Source organism: Streptomyces sp. NPDC047853 (assembly GCF_043204535.1).
Taxonomy (GTDB): Bacteria; Actinomycetota; Actinomycetes; order Streptomycetales; family Streptomycetaceae; genus Streptomyces.
This window is the reverse complement of the sequence record NZ_JBIDCI010000033.1, coordinates 1-24,091: the sequence shown is the minus strand read 5'-3', so window position 1 is coordinate 24,091 and position 24,091 is coordinate 1. Positions and strand designations below refer to the sequence as shown.

The window sequence follows — 24,091 nt, the reverse complement described above, 5'->3', positions numbered from 1 at the left end:
GCGGCGGAGGCCTCATTCGCAGGGTGACCCTTCGTCATGACTCAACAACGTAGGGCCATTTCCCCAGGTCGCCCCTGAATCCAATTCAGGGCTGACTGGGGTTCAGGGTCGGAACGGCTTGTTCAGGGTCAAGCCGCGATGCCCATGTGGGTGGCCACTTTGCGTAGGTCGTCGCGGAACAGAGGGCGCTCACGCTTGAGCAGGTCGGTCACGGCTTCCCTGACCAGTGGTGAGAAGACGATCTCCTCGGGTGACTGCTCCAGCAGCTTGGTGAGCACGTGCACGGTGGCGTAGTCGTCACGCTGGATGCGGTTGCAGTTCATGACCTCGATCAGGTACCGCGTACGACGCTCCAGCGGCAGCTCGGGGTTGATCTCCACCGTGTCCGCCAAGCGCAGGGCTTCGCTCGCGTTGCCCTCTTCGGCGGTCAAGTGCACTTCGTGCATGGCCACGTTGGTGGGGCCGAAGCAGGTATGCCAGTCGTTGCGGTCCGAACCGACGCGCTCGGCCGCGGCCTTCGCTCCACGGTAAAGATCCCAGGCGGCGGGCCCCTTCGTGGCGCGCACCGCGGCGATGGCTGCCTGCAGATGCAGTGCTCCGTACGCGGACCAGTGCGCGGTGTGCGAGTCGTCGTTGGGAGCGCAGTTGGCGATCGTCGCCCGCGCGAGTTCAACGCTGTCGTGGACTTCTCCGGCGGAGGTGAGGACGCAGGAGAGGTTCCAGGCGGCGGCTGCGATGAGGGCAGGGTCGCCGGCGTTGTCGGCGAGCGACAGGCCTCGGTCGGCGGCGATGCGAGCGAGGGTCGGTTCTCCGACGCGGCGAAGCCAGATTTGATGGAGCCCGTACAGGCTGACGAGCTGGCGCAGCGCCACGTGCTCGTCGGGGCCTGATGCGTCGCGCAGGGCCGCATGCCCCTGGCGCAGAAGTACGGGGAGGCGGGCGCCCACGTCCTGGTACCGGCCTTTGGACTGGGTCTCGTACACCTTCCACGTGTCGGAGACGTCCTTCTTGAAGTCGTCGACGGAGACCGAACCGACAGCAGCGGGCAGCAACGACGAGGGCAGCGACAGTGCACTGCGGATCTCGGGGACGTGCTCGTGCTCCGTGTCCAGGCCGGCACCGACCCCAGACAGGAACCCGCCCGTGAGGTCTTCGAGGGAGCAGCGCAGGACCCTTGCCAGGTCGAAGAGCAGGGACAGCTTGTCGATCGGGATCTGCTCGTGCTCTACCTTGTAGACCCAGTTCTCCGAGCGGCCGATCAGCTCACCCAGACCCTTTTGGGCCAGTCCGCGCCGCTCGCGGTAGTACTTGACCCGTTGGCCGATAGTGAATAAATCCCGTGCATGCAACATTATTTGGCCTGTTCTCCGCAGGGGTAGGGCGCTCGAAACCAGCGTAGGCCGGTTGGCCGTCTAGAGGGGGGATACTGGATGTCTCTCCCCCTGCGGGAGGGCCCTCAAAGGTTCCTTGCCGAATACGGCAGGGATCACCCTTACGACGCGCGTCTCGCAAGGAGCCCCTCTTGTCCTCCTCCTACCGCGGCCTGATCCTCGACTTCGGCGGAGTCCTCACCACACGTATGCGGTTGAACGGCCAGGCCTTTGAACGGTCCGAAGGCCTGGAGCCTGGCGCCTACTTCCACGCCCTCAACGAGAACCCCGAGGGCGTGGCCGTGTACTCAAGGCTCGAAGTCGGCGAGGCCACCCAGGAGGACTGGAACCGGGTGATCGGCGGCATCCTCGGCATCGACCCCACCGACCTGATGCGCCGGGCGCTGGCCAACCTCCGCCCCGAGCCGGCGATCGTGGCGGCCGCGGACCGTGCCCGTGCTGCGGGGATCAAGGTGGCGATGCTCTCGAACAGCTTCGGCCTGGAGCCCTACAACCCGTACGAGGCCCTGGGGATGTGGGAGGACGCGTTTGACGCGGTGATCCTCTCCGAGCGGGAAGGCGTCCGGAAGCCGTCGGCGTTCATCTACCAGCGGGCGCTTGACGCTCTGGGGCTGACGGGTCCGGAATGCGTGTTCGTCGACGACCACGCTGAGAACCTGCCGCCGGCCGAAGCACTCGGCATCCGCACCATCCACCACACGACGGACCCGGAGGACACGGCCGCGCAGCTCGACGCCGCGCTGGAGCGTACGGCCGCAGCGTGAGCTACGGCAGCCGCAGGGAGCGCAGCCGCTCGGCGATGGAGAAGGAGTCGAGACGCAGGGCGCGGGTGTCGGCGATCAGCTCACGCCACAACTCGAACTTTGCGTTCACACGCTCGTCGTGCATGGACAGGTAGGCGAGAGCCACGGTGTACCCGTCCAGCTCGTTGCGGGTCGGCAGCGGCCGCAGCATCATGCACTCCTCCAGCTTCACCGCCGCCCGCCAGAACGCGTCAGGGCGGTGCTGGCCGTGGCGGGGCGGGTCGACCTTGTGGCGGGCCGCCAAGCCGACGAACACGGAGTAGTCGTTGACCGTGAGGTCATGCAGCAGTTCTTCCTGACGTTCCAAGAACCACCGGTAGTCGACGTATTACTCGGCAGGCACAGGTCAGGCCGCCCGCGGTGTGTGCGCGACTTGCGCGGGGCCGCCGTACTCGGTGTCGAACGCAGCGACGGTCTCCGGGTCGGAGATCACTCGCCGGAATGTCTCGGCGCCCTTGGCCAGCGCGCGCTCGCGCTGCTTCTCCTCGGCCACCCGGTCGAGGTAGACCTCCAGGGGAAGTCCAGCGTCGTCCGCCAGAGCCTGCAGCGTGGCCACAGTGGTGTCGTCGATTTCGATGCCAGCCATGCATCGAGTATGCCGACTGAGACCGCACCAGGACCAGCGACCGGAAAATAGGGCTCTGACCTGCGCGTTCATGGTCTATCCAACGCGGCCTGGTCCTCGAAGGCCCAGAGCGGCACGGCGTCCAGGGGGTCGTCCTTGCTGGTGTCGATCGTGCCGTCGGGCCGGTTGTAGACGTCGTCAGCGAGGGTGAAGTCCGGCGTCCAGTCGCCGGCGGTGTTGCGGTCGGCGAGCGGGACCAGGGCCTCGGCAATGTCGGTGTTCGGGCCCGCGCGAAGGCTGTGGGAGGTGACCTTGAGCCCGTTGATCAGCGCGACGCCGGCGTTCTCGGCGCGGGCCTTGACCATCTCGTTGACAGCCCGGCCCGTGACGAAGACCCCCTGGGCGGTCGCGTTCTGCCGCCGCTTCAGAATGCCGGTGGCGGCCAGGGCCGGGAAGAGCGGCTTAGCCGGCTAATAGCCAGGCTCGCCGTCCGCGAGATTCTTATCGTGCTGGTTAGGCTATCCGGAGATCAGCGAGCCAGGCCCGCACGCGGGCGACGATCGCAGGTAGGACCGGTCGCGGATGAAGCACCACCGTCCCGTTCCCCTGCGCCTGGTCTTGCTCTTCGCGGTCCACACCCGTACGCAGTCGGTGTCCACGCGGATCTGCTTGACCAGAGCATCCCGTACGGCAGGACGAGCATGACCCGGTCGCGGCGCCCATGGGGGTGCTCTCGTTGATCTTGGCGAGTAACCTTGACTAGGTACTTCAGGGTGAGGTCAGCGGACTGCCCCTTCTCCCCTCCCGCCGGGATGCACTCCTCCAGCCGGTAGTCCTCGATCATCTCGCGGACCAGGGAGGCGTCCGGCCGCTCCCCCTTCGCGTATCAGGAGACGATCCGGGAGCATTAGGCGGCCGTCCGTCTTCCCCCTCTCCACGGCGTGGCCGAAGTACGCGGCGACGTTCGCCGTGGTGGTTGAGGATTGGGCGAGCCGCCCTTCCGTCACGCCCCATTGATTCGAAGCGCGTGCGGTCGCGGTTGACTCGGTTGTGCAGGCGCCGCGCGCGGTGATCCGCCGCTTCAATAGAGGCGGACGGTGAAGTCCTTGGCCGGGCCTGTGCTCTGCCACCTTCAGACACGACCGACACTGATCGACTGATCCGCCCGCGACAGGCGTCAGGCCTTGGCCGCCGACCTCCATGGGAGTGGGGGGCCGCACTTGGGTTTCGCCGCACGTCTCCAGGGGGCCGTGCGGCTCTGCTGTACCTCCGACGCGGTCTCGCAAGTGCACGCTGCCTGGAGCGCCTGTGTAGAGCTTGGCCTGGACGACGGCGCAGAGGTGACCACCGTCCGAGACAATCCGAGCTCGCTCCTCACCGAACAAGGGGTGCTGGACCAGGTGCAATGCACGATGCGGCCCTGCGCGACGCTGCGTGCTGGCAAGCCTGCGGGGCGATGAAGCGGCTTGCCGGCACGCATGCGCTCACCGGGCTGCTCACATGGACGGCAGAGTTCTGCTTCCGGGCAGCGCTCGGTAGCGATCGCTTTTCGCCAGGCAACGGGGCCGGACCGGGGGTCACAACGCGTCGTGTGACATGACAGTGTGGTACTTGCTCAGTTGTGAGAGGCGAGTTGTCAGGAGGAGTGGGGCGTGGCAGCGGGGACGGGTGGGGTGCCTCAGCTGACCCGGGCACATCGGGTCCTCATCGGCATGGTCGTCTTCGGTGCCGTCATCATCGCCGGGATCGGCTTCGCCGGTTCGTACGCGGCGGTGCGGGAACTGGCCCTGCAGAAGGGCTTCGGGAACTTCAGCTACGTCTTCCCGATCGGCATCGACGCGGGCATCTGCGTCCTGCTGGCCCTGGACCTGCTGCTGACCTGGATCCGCATCCCGTTCCCGCTGCTGCGCCAGACCGCGTGGCTGCTGACGGCGGCGACGATCGCGTTCAACGGCGCCGCCGCCTGGCCCGACCCGCTCGGCGTCGGCATGCACGGCGTGATCCCCATCCTGTTCGTGGTGTCCGTCGAGGCCGCCCGGCACGCGATCGGCCGGATCGCCGACATCACCGCCGACAAGCACATGGAGGGCGTCCGCCTCACCCGCTGGCTGCTCTCGCCGGGGCCGACCTTCCTGCTCTGGCGCCGCATGAAGCTGTGGGAGCTGCGCTCCTACGAGCAGGTGATCAAGCTGGAGCAGGAGCGGCTGGTCTACCAGGCCCGGCTGCGCTCCCGCTTCGGGCGCGGCTGGCGCCGCAAGGCCCCGGTGGAGTCCCTGATGCCGCTGCGCCTGGCCCGCTACGGCGTCCCCCTGTCCCAGACCGCCCCGGCGGGCCTCGCCGCCGCCGGCATCGAAGAGCCCTCGGTCGTGTTCACCGCCGAGCGGATCCCTGCCCCCGCTCACCAGCCCGACGACACCATGCCCAGCGCCGCGCCGGACGGTAAGCCGACGCCGGCGGAGGTCGCGCAGGTACGCCCGGCAGGGCATCCGGCAGCGACGCCTGAGGGACTTGCCGGCGCAACGGTCGTCTCGGGGGCAGAGGCCGAACGGTTCGCGGACGCCTACCAGGCGTTCCTTGCACGTTATGAGGTCGAGCCGACCCCCATGCAGTGGGCTTCGTGGCTGCGCGACGTGTACGGCATCACCACCGCGGCAGGAAACCCCCTCGCCGACAACCAGGTACAGCCCCTCCTCCTGGCCCTTCGGCAGCGCTACGCGGTACCGGTCGGCTCTGACGGGTCGGGGCCGGGCGACGAATCCATCGACTGGCACGACTACTTCCACAGCGCCTGGCTCGCCTACGCCGATGAGTACGGCACCTTCCCGGACGCCGAGGCCCTGGCAGCCTTCGTCTACCAGCGGGACGCCATCACCGGGGACGGCGGCCTGCCCATCACCGGCCACGACCTGGTCGACTTCGTCAACCGCTTCCAGCAACAGGGAGCCGCCGGCGGACAGGATGCCGGAGGACCGTCCGACCATTCCGACGGTCAAGACGCGGACGAAGCCACCGTACCGCAGGCGCTCGAGACGTCCGCGGCCGGTGCGCAGGCCGCGAAGGAGAGGCGCAGCCCTCGGGTGGATGCACTCATCGACGACCCGCCGCCGGGACCGGAATCATCACCGGAAAACGCCGTCCTCACCACGGCCGACCGCTACTACCTCGGATGGATGGAGTACCAGGCCGAGCACAATGCCGAGCCCACAGCCGAGGAACTGTCCGCCCACCTCGCACAGCACGGAACCTACGGTCGCGGCGGAAAACCGGTCAGCCCCGCCAACCTGCGCCGCTATTTCCTGCCCGCCCGCGTCTACCACGTCTGGGCCGAACACCGGACGGCCAGTGAGAACCCCGCAGCGGACGCCGTCGCGCAGCATTGCACGGCCCAGGGAATCACCGGTCAGTACAACAAGCCCATCACCACCGCCTACATCAACGAGCATGCCGAGGAATTCGAGCGACGCTGGCAGGCCCTCACCCATCACCACGCCAACGCCCAGCACGGTTGACGCCCCCGGGCTGTTGATCAAAGTGTCTGACGTCTCAGTTACGTTGACTCAGCGTCATCCGGACTCCCCAACCGGAACGGGCCACTCCCCGTTCCGGTTGAGGAGTTCTCGTGTGTCAGGCGGCTGTTCGCCCCGATGGCGCTAACGTCGTGCGCGGCACCGGTGTCTTTGAGCGGTGACACCGTTCGGCCGACCGGGCCTGCTCCTCCGTACGTGTTCCGCACCCAGAACCGACGACGCAAGGGGAACCGATTCCATGACCGTCCCAGCAGCACGCCGCACCATGTCACTGCGTCGCGCCACCGCCCGCACGGCAGCCGTGGCGGCCCTGTCCGCCGCCGCGCTCCTCGGCGGCGGTCTCACGGCCCAGGCCGCCGCACCCGCCCGCACGACGGGAGCGGCCGTGGAGCTTGCGCCGACCGGTGCGCTCGCCACCAAGTGCTACTACAGGGTCAACGCCAGCGGCGGTCTGCTGATCCGCAGCGGTCCCGGCACCGGCTACTCGGTCGTCGGGTCCTACTCCAACGGCGCCACGATCCTCGCGTCGGCGTCCACCACCAACGGCTTCCGCAACGTGGGCACCAACCGCTGGGTCTCCTCGGCGTACACCGTCCGCATCACCAGCTATCCCTGCGAGTGACAGGGACCCGCGCCGAGGACACCGCTCCCCAGCCCTTCAACGGGCCGTCGGCCGCCGGGAGATTCCTGTGGCGGTCGACGGCCTGTCCGCTGCCTCCGACCGGCCTCCGAATTCATCACTGAGCTTCTTCAGCGTTGCAGCTCACGACTGCTTGCGCACTGCCCGCAGCTGGGTTGACCCCACACTTGATTCGGACAGTCCGCAGCTGGCCGCCGGAGCGGCGATCACAGGATCTTGCGGGCATCAACGCCGGCGTCGTTGAGCAGTTCCTTGATGAGCTGTTCGGTCTCCGCCTCCATGGAGCAGTCGAGTTCCCGGTTGACCTGTTGGATGCGGGTGATCGCGGTGTGCAGTCCCTGCCGGTTCCCGGCCGTGTGCTCGAGGCGGCAGAAGTCGCGGTAGAGGAGTTCCGCGGTGTGGTCGACGTCGAGGCCGGTGACGAGGGCCTGGCGGGCGGCGCTGAGGTCCTGGTGAGGACCAGGCTGGGTGCGGTAGGTGGCCACGGTGTGCGCCACGTCGACGATCCGGGTGGTCATCTCCTGCTGGTAGGGCTCGGCCCACGGCAGCGGGGCGCTACCGAACGGCCTGCCACGTACCAGTGAGAGCGCCTTCTCCAGATCGGGCAAGCCGGCGGGACCTGAAGGCAAGGCGCGTTCGACGAGCTGCAGGAAGCGAGTCCAGTCGCAGCGCACGGCCGGGGAGAGACGATAGGGGTCTTCGCCCGTCCTGCGGCGCGGCACGTAGGGGTTGCCCTCGGGATCGTTGCCCAGCGAACGCCGCAGGCCCTGCATCCGAGCGTTGAGGGTGTTCAAGCTCCAGGGGTTAACGGGGTCCATGTCGGAACACAGGACGTCGGAGCCGCGCCCGGGCCGGAAGAACAGCAGCGTGGCCAGCTGCGCGAGCCGGGGACCGTGGCCGGTGCTGGCCACTCCCGTCACCTCGATGGGACCCAGGACCCGGATCTCCGGCGCGTGCAGGTCACGGGCTGCTTCCTCGACCGCTCCCGACTGCGCCGTCGCCGCCGGGTTCGCTGCGTTGGCCGTCTGCCCGGTGCCGGGCTTGTCTGCGACGGTGCCCGGGGAAGGCGTGGTGCGGGCGGCTGGAGTGTCCGTGCATGGGGAGCTTTCCCTCTGTGCCTGGGGGCTCGGTGCGGGTGCGGGTGCGGGCAGCAGGCGCAGGCTGGCCGGATCGGTGGCGGCGGCGAGCAGGGCCGGAAAGACCCCGCTACCTGCCTCTGATTCCTGCGCCCCCGCGTCGACTGGATCCGTAACGGGCCCGGGCGCGGCCGGCTGCTCCTCCTGCCCGATCTGGTTCACGCTGGTGGGTTCTTCCGGGACGTCCTTCCACGCGCCTTCGGCCTGGTGGGCGGGTTGTGCGGCCACCTTCAGCGCGGTGGTGATCTGGAGGTAGGCGGCGTGTGCCAGGCGCTGGACGGTGACCTCTTGGCCGGTGGACTCGAGGGGCTGCGGGGTACTGAGGGAGGCGTTGACGATCTCCGCGTCGGGAAAGTGCGGGGCGGCCATGCTGGCCGGGGCGACCAGGGTGACCGGGATGTCGCCGGCCTTGTCGATGACGTCGGCGAACTCCCAGGCGGTGTCGGCATCCAGGACCGACGCGCACAGCAGCAGGTAGGGCTGGTGGACTGTGTCGGGCAGTTGGTGGGCTTCCAGGAGCCGTTCGGTCAGGTCGCGCAGCGCGTGCGCGGGCTGGCGCATGTGGGCGATCCGCGCGGTCGGCAGCAGCTGAGGCAGATCCTCACCGAAGCCGACGGTGACCACCTCAACGTCGCCCGCCCACGGGCTCATCCCGAACTCCAGGGCGAGCGACGTGCACACCTCCGTGATGTGCACCGGGTTGCCGTCCAGCAGCAGAGCAGAGGCCCGGGCGAGATTGAGCAGCACCAGGTCCCCCTTCTCGGTGCAGCCGATGGTGACCAGGCCCGGGCAGGGAGCCGGCACGTCACGGGCGGCGTCCTCGTCCAGGAGGACGGCATCCGCGTCCAGATCCCACCACCCGTCCTTCCCCGACACGAACGGCGCCGGCGGCTTGTGGGAGAGGTCCTCGGGCAGCACGTGGAGGGTGCGGGCCCCGATCCGCGCAGCACGCACCACCGGCACCCCTGCCTCACCCTCCTGCTGGGCTGCCTGGTCGGCCATGGTCCGCAAGGCCACGTCCAGGCGCGCGGCACCGCCGGGTTCCGCGGCCGCCGTCAACTGCGCCTCGGCCGGGGACGTCTCGGCTGCGATGGCGATCGTCTCGCCGGGCTTGCGGCGGCGCCGCTGCAGCGTGCGGCGCAACGCGAGCGCACCGGTGACGGCGGCGGCCATCAGCGCCCCGGCCCCCAGCACTATCCGCAGGTTCAGCGGACCGTCGGCCCGGGCTGCCGCCGGCGCGGCGGGGTCGGTGGAAGTGGCTGCGGTCTCGGGCGTCTGCGCCGGCGAGGTCGGCGGGGACGGCGTGGGCGGGGGAGCACTGGGGATGGGCTGCGGCGCCTGCGGCGCCTGCGGAGTTGTGGCGGAGGGGGAGCGTTCTGGGCTCGGCTGTTCGGCAGGCGGGCTGCCCGGCGTGGCGGGAGTCGACGGGGTCGCGGGTACCGGGGTGTGCTCTGGTGGGGGTGCCTGCCCGGTGTCCGGCGTCTGTTCGCCCTCGGGAGCCTGAGTGGGCGGGGGAGTGCGCTCCTGGTTGTCGGACTCGCCGGGCTGGGGCGGCGTCTCGACGTTCTGCTGCTCGGGCACGGTGATCTGCTGGCCTGCGTAAATCACATCGGGGTCGGTGACGGGGAGCAGTCCGTCGGGCTGCGGCTTGCCGCGGCTGGCGGCGAACAGGTCGGGCCACTTGTCACTGTCGCCGAGCTCCTCCTCGGCAATCTTCGACAGGTTGTCGCCCTCGTCGACCGTGACCACGTGCACGCTCGCCTTGTCGTCGGCTGCCGAATTGGTGGTCAGCTGGGTGCGGTCGCCGCCCGCGAAAGCGTGGTTCGAGGGCATCTGCAACTGCCAGCCGGCTCGCAGGAAGCTGTTCGACCGGAAGACCGTGCCGTCGGCCATCGCGCGGCCCTCGTTCAAGGCGGCGACCTGGCGCCACCTTTCGCCGTCCCCGAGTTCCTGTTCGGCGATGCTCCACAAGCTCTCGCCCGCCCGGACGGTATACACCGACACGGCCGAGCTCGTCCCGGAGACTGCCTGCACCTGCTGGGAGGACGACGGCTCGGTGGCAGGTTGCTCGCTGACCTGGCCGGGCAGTCGGGCCGCGGTGGCGCTGGTCGCCGCTTGGGCGTCCGAGGCGAGGGCCGAGCTGGTGGGCAGGAGCACCAGGATGCCGCCGATGAGCGCGGCCGCGGCCCGCTGGGAGGCGCCGAACCCGCGCGGTGCCCTCCACGTGCGGCCCCGCAGTTGCGCGACCAGCTCCCGCACCGTGCAGAACGCGAACTGGACCCAGCCCATCCAGCCGACGACGAGCAGCAGCGCCAGGAACGCGGCGCCGGTGTCCTGCCGGTCCAGCAGATGCGCCAGGTCGTCGTGCGTGGCGGCCCAGATGACCGGAGTCGCCCAGGCGAGCAGCAGCGGCAGCCCGACCAGAGCGCCGGCGAGGATGAGCAGGCTCACGATGCCTGTGATCACCCGGGCCGGGGTGCGGCCGGTTGCGGCAGGAGTGTGGGCGTGGCGCATCAGGGGTCTTCCTCTACTCGGGTGCGGTGACGCCGTGCAGGAGCGTGGCGGAGCCGTGGCCGGTGACCGGCATGGACCCGACCCCGACCACCGGCAGGAACCTCGTGGCATAGACATCGCTGGTGTGCACGGTGAGCCTCTTGCCGTCCGCGGAGACGCTCACCGTGCCGGTAGCGCCGACAGACCGGAGATAGGCCTGCGCCGCGGCGACGGCATCCTGCGGCCTGATGATGACGCTCTCGCCGCTAATGGCCGCGGTCGGGTCGATGGCCTGCCCGCCAGCCCGGGCGGCTTCCCCCGCGACATGGTCGGCACGCTCGGTGGCCCGCATCTTGCCGCCCCCGTCGACAGCGACACCGATGATCCCGATCAACGCGACGACACAGACCGCCACGAACACGGTCACACCCCCGCGGTCGTCCCACCTGTGCGCGCGTGCGTTCACCCAGGTCATGGTCATGAGGAACGGCCTCTGAAGGCATCGACAACGGACGTGGCCGTCGAGCTGAGGCTCCTGGCCCCGGGCACGCCGGGCAACAGGAGATCTGCGAGGCTCACGGTGCAGTTCACGGTCACCGTGACCGTGCCGACCTGCCCTACCGGCACGTTCAGTCCGCTGGTGTCGATGGCGACGCTGTTAGACGCGCAGGCAATGCCCTGGTCATCGAGGGATTCGGCGGCCGCCGCCTGGGCTGCGGCCTGGGCGGAGGCGGCCGTGCGGTGAATAGACGCTTCCCGGGCAGCGTCCTCCGCGGCGGCGTCGATCTTCGCACCGGAGGTGACCAGACGGCCGCCCGCGAGCGCCAGGCACACGAACATGATCAGCGGTGGGATGACGATGGCTGCCTCGATGGCGACGCTGCCCTCATCGCCGCCCTGCGTTCCGACCAGACGTCGCATCACCCTGGAGATGGTCATCACGGTACCTAATGGGCCAGGTTCGGGCGGGTGTGGTCGTTGCTGGTCGGGGGTGGTGGGGTGCTGGTCAGGGGTGTGGTCGGGTTTTCGTGATTGGTGAACATTCGTCGGGATGTGGGGTGGTGGGGGTCATGCTGGTGGGGTGAGTGTTGATGTGGGGTTGGGTGGGTTGGGGTGGGTGGATGAGTTTGTGCTGGCGTTGGCGGCTCGTGGTGCGACGGATGGGTGGGTTGGCCGGCAGCGGGGGTGGGTGCTGGGGTTGCTGGCGTTTGCGGGGGTGCCGGTGTGGGGGGTGGGTCCGGGGGATGTGGATGGCTGGCTTGCTGCTGCGCGTGCTGGGGGGACGGGGCCCAGGACGAGGGGGGAGATGGCGCGGGCTGTGCAGCGTTTTTATGTGTTTGTTGAGGTGCGGCATGGGCGGGAGGTGGAGGCGGTGACGGGTGGGCCGGTGGTGCAGCCGGTGGATGAGTTCAATCGGCCGGCGGGTCTTGCCCGGGTGGGGGTGCGTATTCCTCCCTCGCCCGGGGAGGTGGAGTTGTTGTTCGGGGGGTGGCGGGCGAGTCTGCCGGGTCTTGGGGGGAGGGGGTTTTTGGCGGGGGCGCGGGATTATGTGGCGGCGTCGTTGTGGCGGCGGGTGGGGTTGCGGATCAATGAGAGTGTCCAGTTGCGGGTGGGGGACTGGTATCCGCGGGCTGGGGTGTGCGGGATGTTGCATGTGCGGTGCGGGAAGGGTGCGCGGGGCAGTGGGCCCAGGCAGCGTCTGGTGCCGGCGATCGATGGTGTGGACCGGCTGCTGGCGTGGTGGGTGGGGCAGGTGCGGGGGCAGTTCGGTGATGATCTGGATGGTGGGCGGGCGGTGTTGCTGCCCAGCCGGTGCCACAGCGCGGGGGGTGGTGGGCTGCGTGCGGCGTGTGCGGTGACGCTGCGCCAGGGGCTGGCGCGGGCGGTGGGGTGCTGGTTGCCGGGCTGGTCGGGCCGGCTGACGCCGCATCCGCTGCGGCATTTCTGTGCGTCTCATCTCTACCGGCAGGGGATGGGTCTGGAGGCGATCGGGGCGTTGCTGGGGCATTCGTGGATTTCGACGACGGCCCGGTATGTGCATGTGCCTGCGGAGCGGGTCGAGTGGCACTGGCAGCAGGCCAACGCCCGTCTCACCGGGCGCCTGCTGCCCCCTGCACCGCCCGCACCGGCTGCCGGCACCGCGGGCGACGTGGACACCGTGGGCGGGGGGTGGTGAGGTGCGGTGGCAGTTGCGGCTGCGGGCAGCTGAGCGGGGTGTGTTCCGGGCGGTGGAGATGCGGCGGTTGCTGGCGGCGGCGGGTCTGCCGGTCAGTGCGGGCAAGATGTCGGCCCTGTGGTCGGCGACGGTGGCACCGGTGTCGGTGCGGCTGGATGATCTGGAGGTGATCTGCCGGGTCCTGGGCTGCGACGCGGCGGGTCTGCTGGTCCTGGACCCTGTACCCGGCACGCCCGCGCCCGCGCCCGTGGCCGCGGCCGCGCCCCTGCCCGGGCATGGGCCGGTGCCCGGGCAGGTGCCGGTGGTGCCGGTGGCCGGGGAGACCGGTGAGGGGTGGGCCGATCACGCCGGTGGGGTGGGGGTGTGGGGGTGCGGTGAGGGGGCCGGGCGGCCGGCGGGTGGCGTGCGGCCTTCGCTGCCGCCGGTGTGAGGGCGGTGGACGGCTCCATGGCATCGGGCACCGGGCCGCCGTCGCCGGCGGGAGCGGGGGCGGGGGCGGGGGAGCGGGTGCGCCTGTTCGTGCGGCATCGTGGCCGGCCTGCGGTGTGCGGGGGGTGCGGGGTGCGGCCGGTGGCGTACTCGCTGCCGCGGGTCGAGGTCTGTTTCGTGTGTCTGCCCGGTGGCCCGCATACGCCGCCGCCGTGTCTGGTGTGCGGGCGGCAGGGGTTCTTCTACCACCAGGGTCTGTGCACGGCGTGTCATCCCTTCTCGCCCGAGCGCCGCGGATCGTGTCCGGACTGCTTCGCCTGGGGCACGGGCAGGGAGTCGAAGTGGCGGTGCTGGGGCTGTCTGTCCTGGCACCGCAAGTTCTCGAAGTCGGGGCCGGGCGGGCCGTGTGCGTGGTGCCGGCGCACGGTGGCGGTCAATCACGACCGGGTGTGCAGGATGTGCTGGACCCAGCGGTGCCGTATGCGCCGTGCCTCGGGTGACCTGCACCTGTCCTATGCCCGCGCGCTCGAGCGCGGCTGTATCCAGCTGTCCTTGGCCAACACGCGTGCCCAGGAACGCCACCCCCGCCCCCGCGCTGCAGCCCCGGTACCGCCGAGGCCGTTCCCGGTGCCGCACCGTCACCGGCAGCTGACCCTGTTCCCCGCCCCCGAGCGGGTCATGAAGGCCGGCCTGCACGGCCGTTTCCTGCAGCCGCCGGATCCGGTGCTGGCGGGCCGGCTGTGTGAGGAACTCACCGCCTGGGCCCGCGAGCACGGCTGGAGCCCGCGCAAGGCGAGCAAGGCCCGCCACGGTCTGCGGATCGTCCTGGCTTTGCAGGAGACCCCCGGGGCCCGGGTACCGGCGAGCCTGATCGGCCGGCTCACCGACCTCGACCTGCCCGCCAGCCGCGTCCACGCCTTCCTGGCCGCCCACGACTTCACCGAGGACGACCGCACCCCCGCCATCGACCTCTGGTTCACGCGCGTCACCGCCCACCTGCCCCCGCCGGTGATCACCCAGCTCGCCCACTGGCTCCACGTCCGGGTGAGGGGTCACACCTCACCGCCCCGCAGCCTGCCCCGCTCCCCGGTGACCGTGCGCCACCAGCTGCACTTCGCCCTGCCCGTCCTGACCCGCCTCACCACCACCACCGGCACCGGCACCGGCACCGGCACCGGCACCGGGGTCGGCGGCCTCGGCGACGTCACAGCCGCCCAGCTGCACGAGGCCCTGGCCGACTGCCGCCTGAAGGGCACCGACTACGCCCACACCGCCTCCGCTCTGCGCTCGGTCTTCTCCACCCTCCACGCCCACCGGATCACCGGCCGCAACCCGGCCGTCCACCTGACCGTCGGCGTCCACTCCCGCACCGTCCCGCTGCCCGTCGACACCGCCCTGATCCGCGACGCCCTCACCAGCACCGACCCCGTCCGGGCTGCCGTCACCGCCCTGTTCGCCTTCCACGCGCTGCGCGCCGCCGAGATCCGCCGCCTGACCCTCACCGACGCCCAAGACCTCGATACGGGAGTGCTGCACCTGCCCGGGCGCACGATCCGCCTGGCCGCACCCGTCCACGTACGCCTGGACGCCTACCTCGCCCACCGCCACCGGCGCTGGCCGAACACCGCCAACCCGCACCTGTTCGTCACCAGCCGCAGCGCCCCGTACACCACACCCGCCAGCACTGCCTGGCTCCACCGCCAGCAGCCCCTCTCCAGCGACCTGCTGCGCGCCGACCGCATCCTGGACGAGGTCCTCGCCGCCGGCGGCGACGCCCGGATGATCTGCGAGCTGTTCGGGCTGGGTATCGAGGCCGCCGCCCGCTACGCCGCCGCTGACGACCCCGGCCTGCGACGGGGAACGCGGTGACGCTCACCGCCCTTCCCCCCGGGGGCGAGGGCACGGAGCCGGCCGGGGGAGTGCTGGAAGCCGGCCCGGGCTGGTGCCTGCTGCCGTCGGCCGGGGGCGGTCCGGCCTGTCGCCTGCCGCGGGGTGGCCGGTGGGCGGCCTGCGGGGCGGGTGTGCAGGCGGTCGTCGTGGGGCGCCTGTTGTGCTTGGGTAGGCGGTGATCGGGTGTGCTGCCGCTTACCTCCCGCGCGACGCACCGGGCGTGACGGACGCCACATCGGTGAGATTCGGTGAACCGGACGATGATCGTGACTGCGTCATACGACGTAGACGCCGTCCACCCCCTCAGGTCGCACGCAGGGTGACGGGCTGCCCAATCCAGCCCTCAACAGCGGCAGCACGGACGCATGTTCGCATTTCACGGCGATACCGGACGGTAATTACGTAAATCAACTACCCGTCAGGCGACCCCTCTTGTACCGAAGTTGGCACGAGGGTGGCCGCTGGGGGACCGGTGTTGTATGCGGGACCCGGTAAGCTCTTACCCAGCATCTTCTCTCGCGGCGTAACCGTCGATCGGGCGACCCGATCGGGGCCGATCGGCTCCGCGAGTGAGAGGAGGTGTTGCGTATGGAGAACCCGCCCACGGGCGGGGAGCGGAAGAACCGGAAGATCGTCAAGAAGGCGTTCGGCTGGCTGACGCTCCAGGCACTCGGTGCCTGGCTGCGTCATCTGATCGAGAAGTTCTTTTAGACGCCTAAGGCCCCCTGCTGCAACAGAGGGCCTCCCGGGACAGTCGCTCCCAGACGCTAGCCCTGTGCCTCCAACAACGGCGTCTAGACCCGTGGAGGTGCAGGGCTTCTTCTTCTTTAACCAGTGCACGAGGACCGCGGTCCCCAAACCATGCGGCCAACAGCGTCTACCGTCGCGCATTTCCGCCTCAGCATCCACCAGTTCTGCCACTAAAAGATACGGCAACCCTGGTCACGGGCGAAAATGATCGTTGCTGACAACCCGGCCGTGGTCCCCCGATGGTACCCCTAAAATGGTCCCAGAGATGAGGGAGAGCAGGCCGATGACACGGGGACAGAGCCACTTCAGCCCCTCCCGGCTGCGGGCGCACCGCACCAACGCTTTCGGGCGTCCGGACCGGACCTATCTGACAGCGCAGCAGCTGGCACAAGCCGTGGGAGCCACGAAAGCCCAGGTCCTCGCTTACGAGAACGGGCACCGGGTGCCAGACCCCGTACGCGTCCGCGCCCTCGCTGATGCACTCGGCATCCACCCGCCGATGCTCATGGACCACCGCACCATCCAGGACTGGACCCTGGCCGACCACCGCCGCGCCGTGGGCCTGCGCGCCCAGGACGTCGTGGACAAGCTCGGCATCTCCCCCAAGAACTACCGCCGCTTCGAGAACGAAGGCATCGTGCCCAGCCGGCGCCCCCAGTTCATAGACGAAGTCGCCGCAGCCCTGGGCATGTCACGCGAGAGAGTCGAGCGGGCCATAGACCGCACACCGGCCGTCCGCGCCCGCCAAGCCCGCGCCTTCCACCTCGTCGTCGCCATGGCCGACCGCTACATCCCCCAGCCCGGCGCCTGGCGCGGCCCCGCCCCCGACGACCCCGACCTGACCGAACTCGCCGCCTCCTACGGACGCCCCGTCCAGCGCATACGGCGCGTCCTCACCCACGAACTGGGCGAACTGCGCCAAGCCCACGTCCGCGCCCAGCGCGAACGCGTCATCGCCGACTTCGACACCGACCTCGCCCGCCAGGCCAACGCCCGCTATGCCTACGAACGCTGGCAGGACATCTTCGACCGCGACCTGCAGCGCATACCGCGCCGACTGGAACGCTTCCACCGCACCGCCCAGCCCTCCGACGCGTGGCAGCTCCTCGTCGACCTCTACAACATCGACGCCATCACCATCCGCCGCGACGTCGGCAACTGGGCCGTCACCAACCTGCTCACCAACAAACCCGAGACCCTCCCCCCGTACCTGGTCGTGCACGGCCAGGTCGACGACGTCCGCGTCTGCCGCCTGTCCGCCGAAGGCACCACCCACGTCCACAGCTACGCCGGCCTGTACGCAGCCCTCTTCCCCGGCGTCCGCCGCCCCATCCGAGGCACCAACCGCAGCAGCTCCAAGCCCCGCCCCACGCCCGGGCAGGAGACCTTCACCCTGCCCAACCGAACCGAGCGCCTCGCCGTACCCCAGCCCTTCCTGACCACCACCCGCATGGTGGCTGCCGACACGAAGTCCACCCTGCCCATCTCCCTCAGCCCCACCTACGTCCTCACGGTGGGCGCGAGCTCCATGTCGGCCAGCACCTTCGACATCCTCTACCCCGGCGACGAACCGGACTGACGTACAGCGGTTACCGGCACAGCGCACCGCCCTGAGGCCCGTTGTCCGGTGCCGGGCTGAGGCGGCAAGTCCGGACAGGCCCAAACCGCGTGAGACAGCCGGAAGGCCCTCCTGTTCCCGCGGGAGGTGCGCCTTACGGGAGGCGACGCAGGGCGCCGGCGGAGATGGTCGCGACAAGCAGACAGGCGATGTGCACGGCCTGCTCGGCAGCCTCCTGGCTGATGGGTGCACTGGTCGGTCCGCCCTCGTGCCGATCGCGCTGACCGTGCCACAACAGTCCCACCAGAGCCGTGATGGCTTCGATCGAAGCGGGCGCACCGCTTTTGTCCGAGATCACCATCGTGTACTTGTCCGCAGACTGCTGCAGGTGAGCGCGCACCTTGCCCAGAGTGGGAACCTGCTCCCGCGGAAGGAGGAGAGGGCACGCCACATCTTCGACAGCGGCCACTGCATGCCGATAGCCAGCTCCCGGATCCGGATGCCTTCCGTAGACAGCTGCCCACGCCTTCTGAAGCCGCTCCGACGCTGCGGTCCGGCCTGTCTCGCGCGCGGTTTCCGCAGCCTTGACCTGCGCCTCCTTCACCGTGGGGTCTACGCGACGCTGCAGTCCGTCAGCAGCTTCCGAGACCTCCCACGCAGACCCTGCATCGAGGAAGATCTCGTCGAGATCAGCGATCTCGTATTCGTCCAGAGGCTCCACCCCGGCAGCCATGAAGTGCAGGACAGCATCGGTAATGTCCAGCCACCAGTCATCGCTGCGCCGCGCGATAGAGACGGCCGTCTCCCAGCCGGCGGGGTGCTTGGCGATACCGAAGCGCAGCGCGATCCGGCGCCAGATGTTTTCACCCATCGCGGCTCTGGCCCACTCGCTGAGCGCCGCCTCAAGGAAGGGCGGGCAGTCCTCACGCAATGGCTCAGGTATGTCCGCAGCCCCCGGCGCGAGCAGGCGGGAGCTCAGAGGGCGCCAACCATCGCTTCTCATCGTCGAGGGCACTGTGCTTCGAGATGAAGGAACATCACTCATGCAGAAGAAGGTACGCACGCAAAAGCGTCCGCTGTAGCGAGATTCCACCGGCCCGCGTGCGCTGAGTGGGTTCGGGCGGGGCGGGGCCTCAGATTCGGTGCGAAGCAGGTGTACACCCGAATGTCAGCCCTCCTCCGTACTCTGGCCCTCAGCCGTCTGGGCTACGGCCCGTACTGGGCCTTGGATCGCGGGAAGCGGGGCCGTGCAGTGACGTCGATCTACCTCTCCTCCGACAACCCCCGGTGGATGCCGAAGACCGAGGCCGACCTCCAGGCCGCCATCGACGGCGGTCTGTTCGAGGAAAGCCATCACCTCGATCTGAAGAAGGCCCCCAGCGGCAAGAGCGACAACAAAGAGCTCGCACGCGACCTGTCCTCGTTCGCCGTCGACGGCGGCACCCTGATCATCGGAGTGCACGAGAACAAGGAAGCACGCACCTTCGAGCTCGACGCTCAGCCCCTCAACGGTCTGGCAGAGAAAATCGAGCAGGTCGCCCGGTCGATCCCCGATCCGCCCCTGACCGTCCTCACCCAGGAGATCCCCGCCGCGGACGCCGAGGGAGTCGGCTACCTCCTCGTGCACATCCCAGCCAGCCCCGTTGCCCCGCACATGGTCGACAACCGCTACTTCGGCCGCGGCGACAAGACGAAGTACCAGATGGGTGACGCCGAAGTCGTCGCGCTGCATGCCCGCCGCCGCAACATTGAGGCCGACACACTCACCCTGCTGCACAAAGAGATGGACGAAGACCCGCTGCGTCATGTCGGGTCCCAGTCCCACCTCTTCCTGGTTGCCCAGCCCACAGCCGGACGCCGGGACATGTGCCTGTCCATCACCGGCGCCCCCGACTGGAACATGCGCCTCACCACCATGATCCGGCGTATCCAGGCGAGCCAGAACCTGCACCCGGCACTCGCCATCGGCTTCGACCCAAACCTTAGCCACGCCCACCAAGGACACCGGCGTGCCAGGGGCGTGGCACTCAGCTCCCCGAACCTCAAGCCGGACCGCACGCACGCCGCAGACGGCAGCTGGGGCGAGGAGCATGTCCTTGAAATCCAGCTCTTCGAGGACGGCGGGCTGCGCCTGTTCATGACCCGTCTCTCCACCGGCATCGAGCCCCGCCAATACCAGTCCCAGGACGAGGAAGAACAGGTCCTCTTCGACGACGGCGCTGTCCTGCACACCCGATACATGTTGGAGCTGATCCGCCTGGTCTCCGATGAGGTCGGCTATCACGGCAACTGGGCACTAGCCGTCGGGGCTAACCGACTCCGTGGCCGCCGCCGGTACAGCGGCCAGTCGCACTGGCCGAGCAACGACAGGTACAGCGCTGACACCTATGAGGAAAGTACGGAGGCCACCCGGGCGGAGCTGAGTGGCGCACCGGGCACAGTGACCCGCAGGCTGCTGGGACCTCTGCTCCGCTCGCTGGGCTCTGAGCAGCTGTTCGCCGATGCCCTGACCGACGCCGGATGAGCCTTGCGGCCCCACAGAGAGGTGCCGGTGGGACCGGCTGGCAGCCGTAGCCGCCGCCCAGGGATTGTCGCTGCGCGCCTTCCTTATGCGGTTCGCGCAGACGCTGCTGGCGCCGGCCGAGCGGGCACGCGCCGCACTGCATGACTGGAACGGCTACGCCCCCACGACTGCCCGGGAGCGGGACCTCGACCGTGAGCTGGAGAGCCAGCTGGCCCGGGCGACCGCCACCTGAACGACGAGCGGCGCGCGAAGCGGCGGAAGGCCGGCACGCGGTAGCGGCGCTGCCGCCGGTCACCCGCGCCCGACAGACCTGTCGTCCCGCGCAGGCGCCGGATGAGGCCGCCCCCGCGGCTTGTCCGACCTGGCCTGTTCTCCCCTTCCTTGATCACCCGGGGTGCTGATCTTCTGACGCGTTGTCAGTGGCTGCTGTCAGCATGTCCTGGTGTGGGGGAAGTTGTGACGAGGGGGAGGCTTGCATGCCTTGGGTACGGCCGTACGTGCGCTCCGACGGGACAGCGGTCCGCGGGCATTCGCGGTGGGCGCCGGGCGCCCGGCGGGAAACGATGATCTTCAGCGTGGTGGCCCTGGCCGTCGTCGGCCTGGGCAACAGCAACATCTCCACCGGCGACGGGACCACTCCCCGGCCGCAGACCACCGTCCAGTACCCGGTCCGCTTCGAGGACGCCCCCGCCGCGCGGGCACCGCAGCCGCGTCCGCGGCCGACGGTGTCGTACCCGATCCGGTGGGAGCGGTGACCCGCCGGCGGCCGCCCACGCGGCGGCGCACCCGGCGGCCCTCCCGCAGACAGCAGCAGCGCGACGCCCAGCTGCTCCTCTACGCCGCAGCGGCCGCGGCCGGCATCACGCTGGTCGTGACGGTCGTCAACTGGCTCCTCACCCACTGGTGGGTCCTCGCCGCCCTCCTGGTCCTCGCCGTCCTCGCGGGCGCCGGCTGGCTCTACCACCGCCAGCAGCAGGCCCAGTGGGAAGCGGTACGGGCCCAGGACCTGCGCTACGGCCTGTCCCAGCTGGACGCACTGCACTACAGCCACTTCGAGGACGCGGTCCGGGAGCTGATGCACCGCGACGGCTGCCAGGACGCCCGGCGGGTCGGCGGCCGCGGCGACCTCGGCGCCGACGTGAAAGCCACCGACCCGTTCGGGAGGCGCTGGGTGATCCAGTGCAAGCACCGCCGCAACGGCGCCCAGGGCACGCCCGTGGGCACCCCGGACCTCCAGGTCCTCAACGGCACCGCCCGCCAGGTCCACGGTGCCGACATCGCGGTCATCGTCACCAACGGCCGGGTCACCGCTCCGGCGGTGACGTTCGCCCAGCAGCAGCGGCTGCACGTCGTCGACCGCCAGACCCTCGCCGTCTGGGCATCCGGCTCACGGCCCCTGTGGGAGCTCTTGCGGGCGGTACCGCCCCCACGCCGCCCCACCTCGCTGAGCTAAGCCGCCTCCCGTACTCACCGGGCCGCGACAGCCAGAGCTGCAATGCCCGCCCGCACGAGGTTGTCCCGTCCGGGCGGGCTATCAAGCAGCCAGATTCTCTCTGGTCGGGAGCAACAGAATCCGCTCCACCAGGCGAATGAACATCCCAACGTCCCGCACAAGCTCTTGTACCTCTTGTGGGGACGCTGCATCTGAGACGCCTGCCTCGGCGCGAGCCCTTTGCATGGATTTTGATGCGAACAACGCCGCCCAGGAACTGAGCTCAGGAGCGACCTCAGGCAGGACTTCCCAGGCACTGCGAATGCGGCGCCTGCCGGATGTCGCTTCTGGACGGCCCCGCACGGCCAAGACTGCCGCGGCTGTGCGCAACGCCGCCAGGTGCGCGGTAGCGAAACGCTCGTTGGCCGTGCCTGCACGAGCTTCCCGTAGCCCCCTGCGGGCATGGTTCAGCAGCTCCGCGGCCGCAGGCGGGGGTGCCGCCCGGTTGTTTCCGCGACTGGTCATGTGTACACGCGACCACGCGCTGAGCCAGTGCTGAGCCTCCAGCGGGGTGAGACCCAATGCCAGAAGGTAGGTACGGAAGAAGTTTTCCGAAGGCAGCTGAGTGCCACGCAAGACATCCGACAGCGTGCTACGCGCCAGTCGGCACCCCAGGTCACGCCGTGCTCGTCGCTCAAGGTCCCGGAAAGTGGGGTTACCTCGATTGATGCGCAGCAGTCGCATGGCTTCGATCAGGGCTGCCGGCGTCCCGATGAGGTGGGGGTTCAGTCCCGGACGAGCAGCATGGGCGGCTGCTCTCGGAGGACGAGGCTGCTTCTTTTTGATCAGCGAGGCTTCGAACCACAACTTCCTCGCAGGCCGCACGTCCGCCCCGCAGGCATCCAGAAAGCCTGCCACGGTCGCCCACCGAACAGAACTGCTGCCACGCTCTGCCCGACACAGCGAGGGAGCCGAACACCCTGGGCGCCCCTCCAGCCTCGCAGCCAGCGCGCGCAGAGAGAGGCCGGCCAGCTGCCGTTGCTCCCTGAGGTGAGCTCCCAGTACGGCGTAGGCGTCCGGTCCCGACTGCGCAGAACCTCGCTTCCGCAGTGCCCTCTGTACCAAGGAAGGCGGTATCTGGGGCCCCTCATCGAACCTCGGGGCACCCATCAGCGCCCCGATCGGGAAGCAGCGATCAACTCCCGAACGATCCAGATGCCCAGTCCAGCGCCCACTGCAACGACCGTGACGACGCTCTCCAGGGGCATCCCGGACCAGACAAGGCCGGCCACAACCAGAAGCACGGTCATCACGATGAGCGCTGCTGTCAGGGGTACCGCAGTCAGTGCGGAACGGGGGTTACTTGCCGCGCTGCTGGCGGCCTTTCTTGCATGGGGCATGCCGGGCTCCACTTCGGTTCACCACTCGACGAGGCCACCCACATAGATCCCAACTGAGTTCCAGCCCAGTTGAGTTGAGCGACCATCCGCCATGGTTCCGGGCACGTAGGGGCTAAGTCCAACGGGCACAGGAAGCTGTTTCATCCTGTCCGGCCTAAACGGCTGAATCCAGGGCCCTGAAACACGCTGGCCTCGTGTGAAACACGCAGCTCAACGACGAGAAAGCCCCGGACAAGCCCCCAGAGCGGTGCCAGACCAAACGAATGCGTCCGGTCGCCGCTATCCCTACCTTCTGACCCTCGCCATACTCGACCTTGCGGCTTCGCATCTCGAATCAACCGCACGGCCCCCGGTCATCACCACTCGACAAACAGGGGACTTGAAGCAGGAACTGTTCCAGCAGACCTGCTTCGGTGGTTGGGGGCACCGCCCCCAACCACCGACGACGACTCACCAGGAAACTGGTCGCTCCCCGACAGCCACAATGGCGAGATCATCAGCCTCACCGGCCCCGAAGAGGCCTCCGGCGCGAAACCGTGCTGGACGACAGCAGTCGCCAGCCCGACACCGCCATGCCCGTCAAGCACCGGCAACCCTGCACCGCCCTCGCCGACGACATCGCATAACAGCGCATCGACCCGTTCGACGGCACCAAAGTCCTCAGGACACCACGGCACAGCCCGCACAGACGCCCCCTGCGCCACCATCCAGCTCGCCCATCAAACGCCCTTTAGGCGTGGTGGCGGCCCAGGGTGCCACACGGCGGGCCGGGGGCCGTCCGGGAGCGCCCTGCGGGCTCTCCCGGACGCGACGCGCGCCTTCGCTGCGCTCCCTCGCGCTGCGGTCCTGCGCTGCGCGCCGGGCGGACCGCCGGGGCCGGCGCCCTGCGGGCGCACCCGCGGCCCCGGTCGACGGGCGCCGCGCAAGCGCGGTCCCGCCGAGCCCCCGCCCCACCGCGCGGCCTCCTGGTCACCACCACGCCAGAACGAGGACCGAAAGGCGGGCCACCCCTTCATGGACCCGATCACCTGCGCCCACACCCACCCCTACACCGCCCAGCCGGACGGGACGTTCGCCTGCGCCTGCGGCCAGCTCCTGGAGGTCACCGACATCGAGCCGGACACCGGCCGCGTCTGGACGGTCGACAGCGCGGGCGTCCTGGTCCTGCTCGACGATCCGCGCGCAGCCCTGCACGCGCTCCAGGGCGCCGTACGCGATCTGCGGGAGGCCTCGGAGTGCCCGTGCCCGCAAGCCGCCCGCGAGCACGCCACGTCGGCGTTGAGGGGCGCGCTGGGGGTACTGCGCGAAGCGGCAGCCCACGGCATCCGCCCCTGAGACACAAAAGCGGCCGGTGCCCTCAGTCCGCCGAAGCGGGTG

21 protein-coding genes and 2 pseudogenes are annotated in these 24,091 nt (G+C 69.6%); 13 read left to right on the top strand and 10 right to left on the bottom strand.

Going from position 1 to position 24,091, the window contains the following annotated elements; translation table 11 throughout:
* Nucleotides 1–128 precede the first annotated feature (128 nt).
* Nucleotides 129–1,352, bottom strand: a complete 1,224-nt coding sequence (locus tag ACGF5T_RS34725) for a helix-turn-helix transcriptional regulator (RefSeq protein WP_366768939.1) — start codon at nt 1,350–1,352, stop codon at nt 129–131.
* 170 nt (nt 1,353–1,522) lie between these two features.
* Here ACGF5T_RS34725 and ACGF5T_RS34720 point away from each other — a divergent pair, with 170 nt between their 5' ends.
* On the top strand, nt 1,523–2,155 hold the full coding sequence (locus tag ACGF5T_RS34720; protein WP_366768938.1) for an HAD-IA family hydrolase: 633 nt from the start codon (nt 1,523–1,525) through the stop codon (nt 2,153–2,155).
* Nucleotide 2,156: 1 nt separating this feature from the next.
* On the opposite strand, the gene ACGF5T_RS34715 is transcribed toward ACGF5T_RS34720, so the two are convergent.
* The 3 genes from ACGF5T_RS34715 to ACGF5T_RS34705 form a co-directional block, all read right to left on the bottom strand.
* A complete protein-coding gene (locus ACGF5T_RS34715) occupies nt 2,157–2,501 on the bottom strand; it encodes a toxin Doc (RefSeq protein WP_366768937.1) in 345 nt (114 codons plus the stop codon).
* Between the two features lie 39 nt (nt 2,502–2,540).
* Complete coding sequence (locus tag ACGF5T_RS34710; protein ID WP_366768936.1) at nt 2,541–2,780, bottom strand: antitoxin MazE7; 240 nt, start codon at nt 2,778–2,780, stop codon at nt 2,541–2,543.
* A gap of 68 nt (nt 2,781–2,848) precedes the next feature.
* Entirely contained in the window at nt 2,849–3,124 is a 276-nt protein-coding gene (locus ACGF5T_RS34705) for a hypothetical protein (protein WP_366768935.1), read from the bottom strand.
* 1,347 nt (nt 3,125–4,471) lie between these two features.
* Here ACGF5T_RS34705 and ACGF5T_RS34700 point away from each other — a divergent pair.
* Together ACGF5T_RS34700 and ACGF5T_RS34695 are read left to right on the top strand one after the other, a co-directional pair.
* Nucleotides 4,472–5,120 (top strand): annotated as a pseudogene (locus tag ACGF5T_RS34700) (DUF2637 domain-containing protein); the annotation flags it as partial.
* A 1,404-nt stretch (nt 5,121–6,524) separates the two neighbouring features.
* Nucleotides 6,525–6,908: an SH3 domain-containing protein gene (locus ACGF5T_RS34695; protein WP_366769228.1), complete on the top strand. Its 384-nt coding sequence runs from the start codon at nt 6,525–6,527 to the stop codon at nt 6,906–6,908.
* Nucleotides 6,909–7,132: 224 nt separating this feature from the next.
* Here ACGF5T_RS34695 and ACGF5T_RS34690 read toward each other — a convergent pair whose 3' ends face one another.
* The 3 genes from ACGF5T_RS34690 to ACGF5T_RS34680 all read right to left on the bottom strand — a co-directional run bounded on the left by ACGF5T_RS34690 (nt 7,133) and on the right by ACGF5T_RS34680 (nt 11,494).
* Nucleotides 7,133–10,513: a LysM peptidoglycan-binding domain-containing protein gene (locus ACGF5T_RS34690; protein ID WP_392890265.1), complete on the bottom strand. Its 3,381-nt coding sequence runs from the start codon at nt 10,511–10,513 to the stop codon at nt 7,133–7,135.
* 76 nt (nt 10,514–10,589) lie between these two features.
* Nucleotides 10,590–11,036 carry a pilus assembly protein TadG-related protein gene (locus tag ACGF5T_RS34685; RefSeq protein WP_392890263.1) on the bottom strand — a complete coding sequence of 149 codons (447 nt, stop codon included), beginning with the start codon at nt 11,034–11,036 and terminating at the stop codon, nt 10,590–10,592.
* The gene (locus ACGF5T_RS34680; protein ID WP_366769231.1) at nt 11,033–11,494 is read right to left on the bottom strand and encodes a TadE/TadG family type IV pilus assembly protein; all 462 of its coding nucleotides are present in this window, start codon (nt 11,492–11,494) and stop codon (nt 11,033–11,035) included. The genes ACGF5T_RS34685 and ACGF5T_RS34680 overlap by 4 nt, the downstream gene beginning before the upstream one ends.
* Nucleotides 11,495–11,606: 112 nt before the next feature.
* On the opposite strand from ACGF5T_RS34680, the gene ACGF5T_RS34675 reads away from it, so the two are divergent.
* The 5 genes from ACGF5T_RS34675 to ACGF5T_RS34655 all read left to right on the top strand — a co-directional run bounded on the left by ACGF5T_RS34675 (nt 11,607) and on the right by ACGF5T_RS34655 (nt 17,379).
* On the top strand, nt 11,607–12,731 hold the full coding sequence (locus tag ACGF5T_RS34675) for a tyrosine-type recombinase/integrase (protein WP_392890261.1): 1,125 nt from the start codon (nt 11,607–11,609) through the stop codon (nt 12,729–12,731).
* Between the two features lies 1 nt (nt 12,732).
* Complete coding sequence (locus tag ACGF5T_RS34670) at nt 12,733–13,161, top strand: helix-turn-helix transcriptional regulator (protein ID WP_366769233.1); 429 nt, start codon at nt 12,733–12,735, stop codon at nt 13,159–13,161.
* A gap of 626 nt (nt 13,162–13,787) precedes the next feature.
* A complete protein-coding gene (locus ACGF5T_RS34665; protein ID WP_366769234.1) occupies nt 13,788–15,029 on the top strand; it encodes a hypothetical protein in 1,242 nt (413 codons plus the stop codon).
* Nucleotides 15,030–15,638: 609 nt separating this feature from the next.
* Nucleotides 15,639–15,761 carry a hypothetical protein gene (locus ACGF5T_RS34660; RefSeq protein WP_366769235.1) on the top strand — a complete coding sequence of 41 codons (123 nt, stop codon included), beginning with the start codon at nt 15,639–15,641 and terminating at the stop codon, nt 15,759–15,761.
* A gap of 322 nt (nt 15,762–16,083) precedes the next feature.
* Nucleotides 16,084–17,379, top strand: a complete 1,296-nt coding sequence (locus tag ACGF5T_RS34655; RefSeq protein WP_366769236.1) for a helix-turn-helix transcriptional regulator — start codon at nt 16,084–16,086, stop codon at nt 17,377–17,379.
* A gap of 133 nt (nt 17,380–17,512) precedes the next feature.
* On the opposite strand, the gene ACGF5T_RS34650 is transcribed toward ACGF5T_RS34655, so the two are convergent.
* Entirely contained in the window at nt 17,513–18,229 is a 717-nt protein-coding gene (locus ACGF5T_RS34650) for a hypothetical protein (RefSeq protein WP_366769237.1), read from the bottom strand.
* A 381-nt stretch (nt 18,230–18,610) separates the two neighbouring features.
* On the opposite strand from ACGF5T_RS34650, the gene ACGF5T_RS34645 reads away from it, so the two are divergent.
* The 4 genes from ACGF5T_RS34645 (at nt 18,611) to ACGF5T_RS34630 (ending at nt 21,335) form a co-directional block, all read left to right on the top strand.
* The gene (locus ACGF5T_RS34645; RefSeq protein ID WP_366769238.1) at nt 18,611–19,882 is read left to right on the top strand and encodes an ATP-binding protein; all 1,272 of its coding nucleotides are present in this window, start codon (nt 18,611–18,613) and stop codon (nt 19,880–19,882) included.
* A gap of 85 nt (nt 19,883–19,967) precedes the next feature.
* A complete protein-coding gene (locus ACGF5T_RS34640; protein WP_366769240.1) occupies nt 19,968–20,114 on the top strand; it encodes a hypothetical protein in 147 nt (48 codons plus the stop codon).
* A 331-nt stretch (nt 20,115–20,445) separates the two neighbouring features.
* Entirely contained in the window at nt 20,446–20,637 is a 192-nt protein-coding gene (locus ACGF5T_RS34635; RefSeq protein WP_366769241.1) for a hypothetical protein, read from the top strand.
* Nucleotides 20,634–21,335: a restriction endonuclease gene (locus ACGF5T_RS34630; protein WP_366769242.1), complete on the top strand. Its 702-nt coding sequence runs from the start codon at nt 20,634–20,636 to the stop codon at nt 21,333–21,335. The genes ACGF5T_RS34635 and ACGF5T_RS34630 overlap by 4 nt, the downstream gene beginning before the upstream one ends.
* A gap of 81 nt (nt 21,336–21,416) precedes the next feature.
* Here ACGF5T_RS34630 and ACGF5T_RS34625 read toward each other — a convergent pair whose 3' ends face one another.
* Both ACGF5T_RS34625 and ACGF5T_RS34620 read right to left on the bottom strand, forming a co-directional pair.
* On the bottom strand, nt 21,417–21,839 hold the full coding sequence (locus tag ACGF5T_RS34625) for an SAV_6107 family HEPN domain-containing protein (protein WP_392890273.1): 423 nt from the start codon (nt 21,837–21,839) through the stop codon (nt 21,417–21,419).
* A gap of 366 nt (nt 21,840–22,205) precedes the next feature.
* Nucleotides 22,206–22,484: pseudogene (locus ACGF5T_RS34620) on the bottom strand (helix-turn-helix domain-containing protein); the annotation flags it as partial.
* 1,244 nt (nt 22,485–23,728) lie between these two features.
* Between ACGF5T_RS34620 and ACGF5T_RS34615 the strand changes: the two are divergent.
* Nucleotides 23,729–24,049 carry a hypothetical protein gene (locus tag ACGF5T_RS34615; RefSeq protein WP_366769243.1) on the top strand — a complete coding sequence of 107 codons (321 nt, stop codon included), beginning with the start codon at nt 23,729–23,731 and terminating at the stop codon, nt 24,047–24,049.
* The last annotated feature ends 42 nt before the right edge of the window (nt 24,050–24,091 follow it).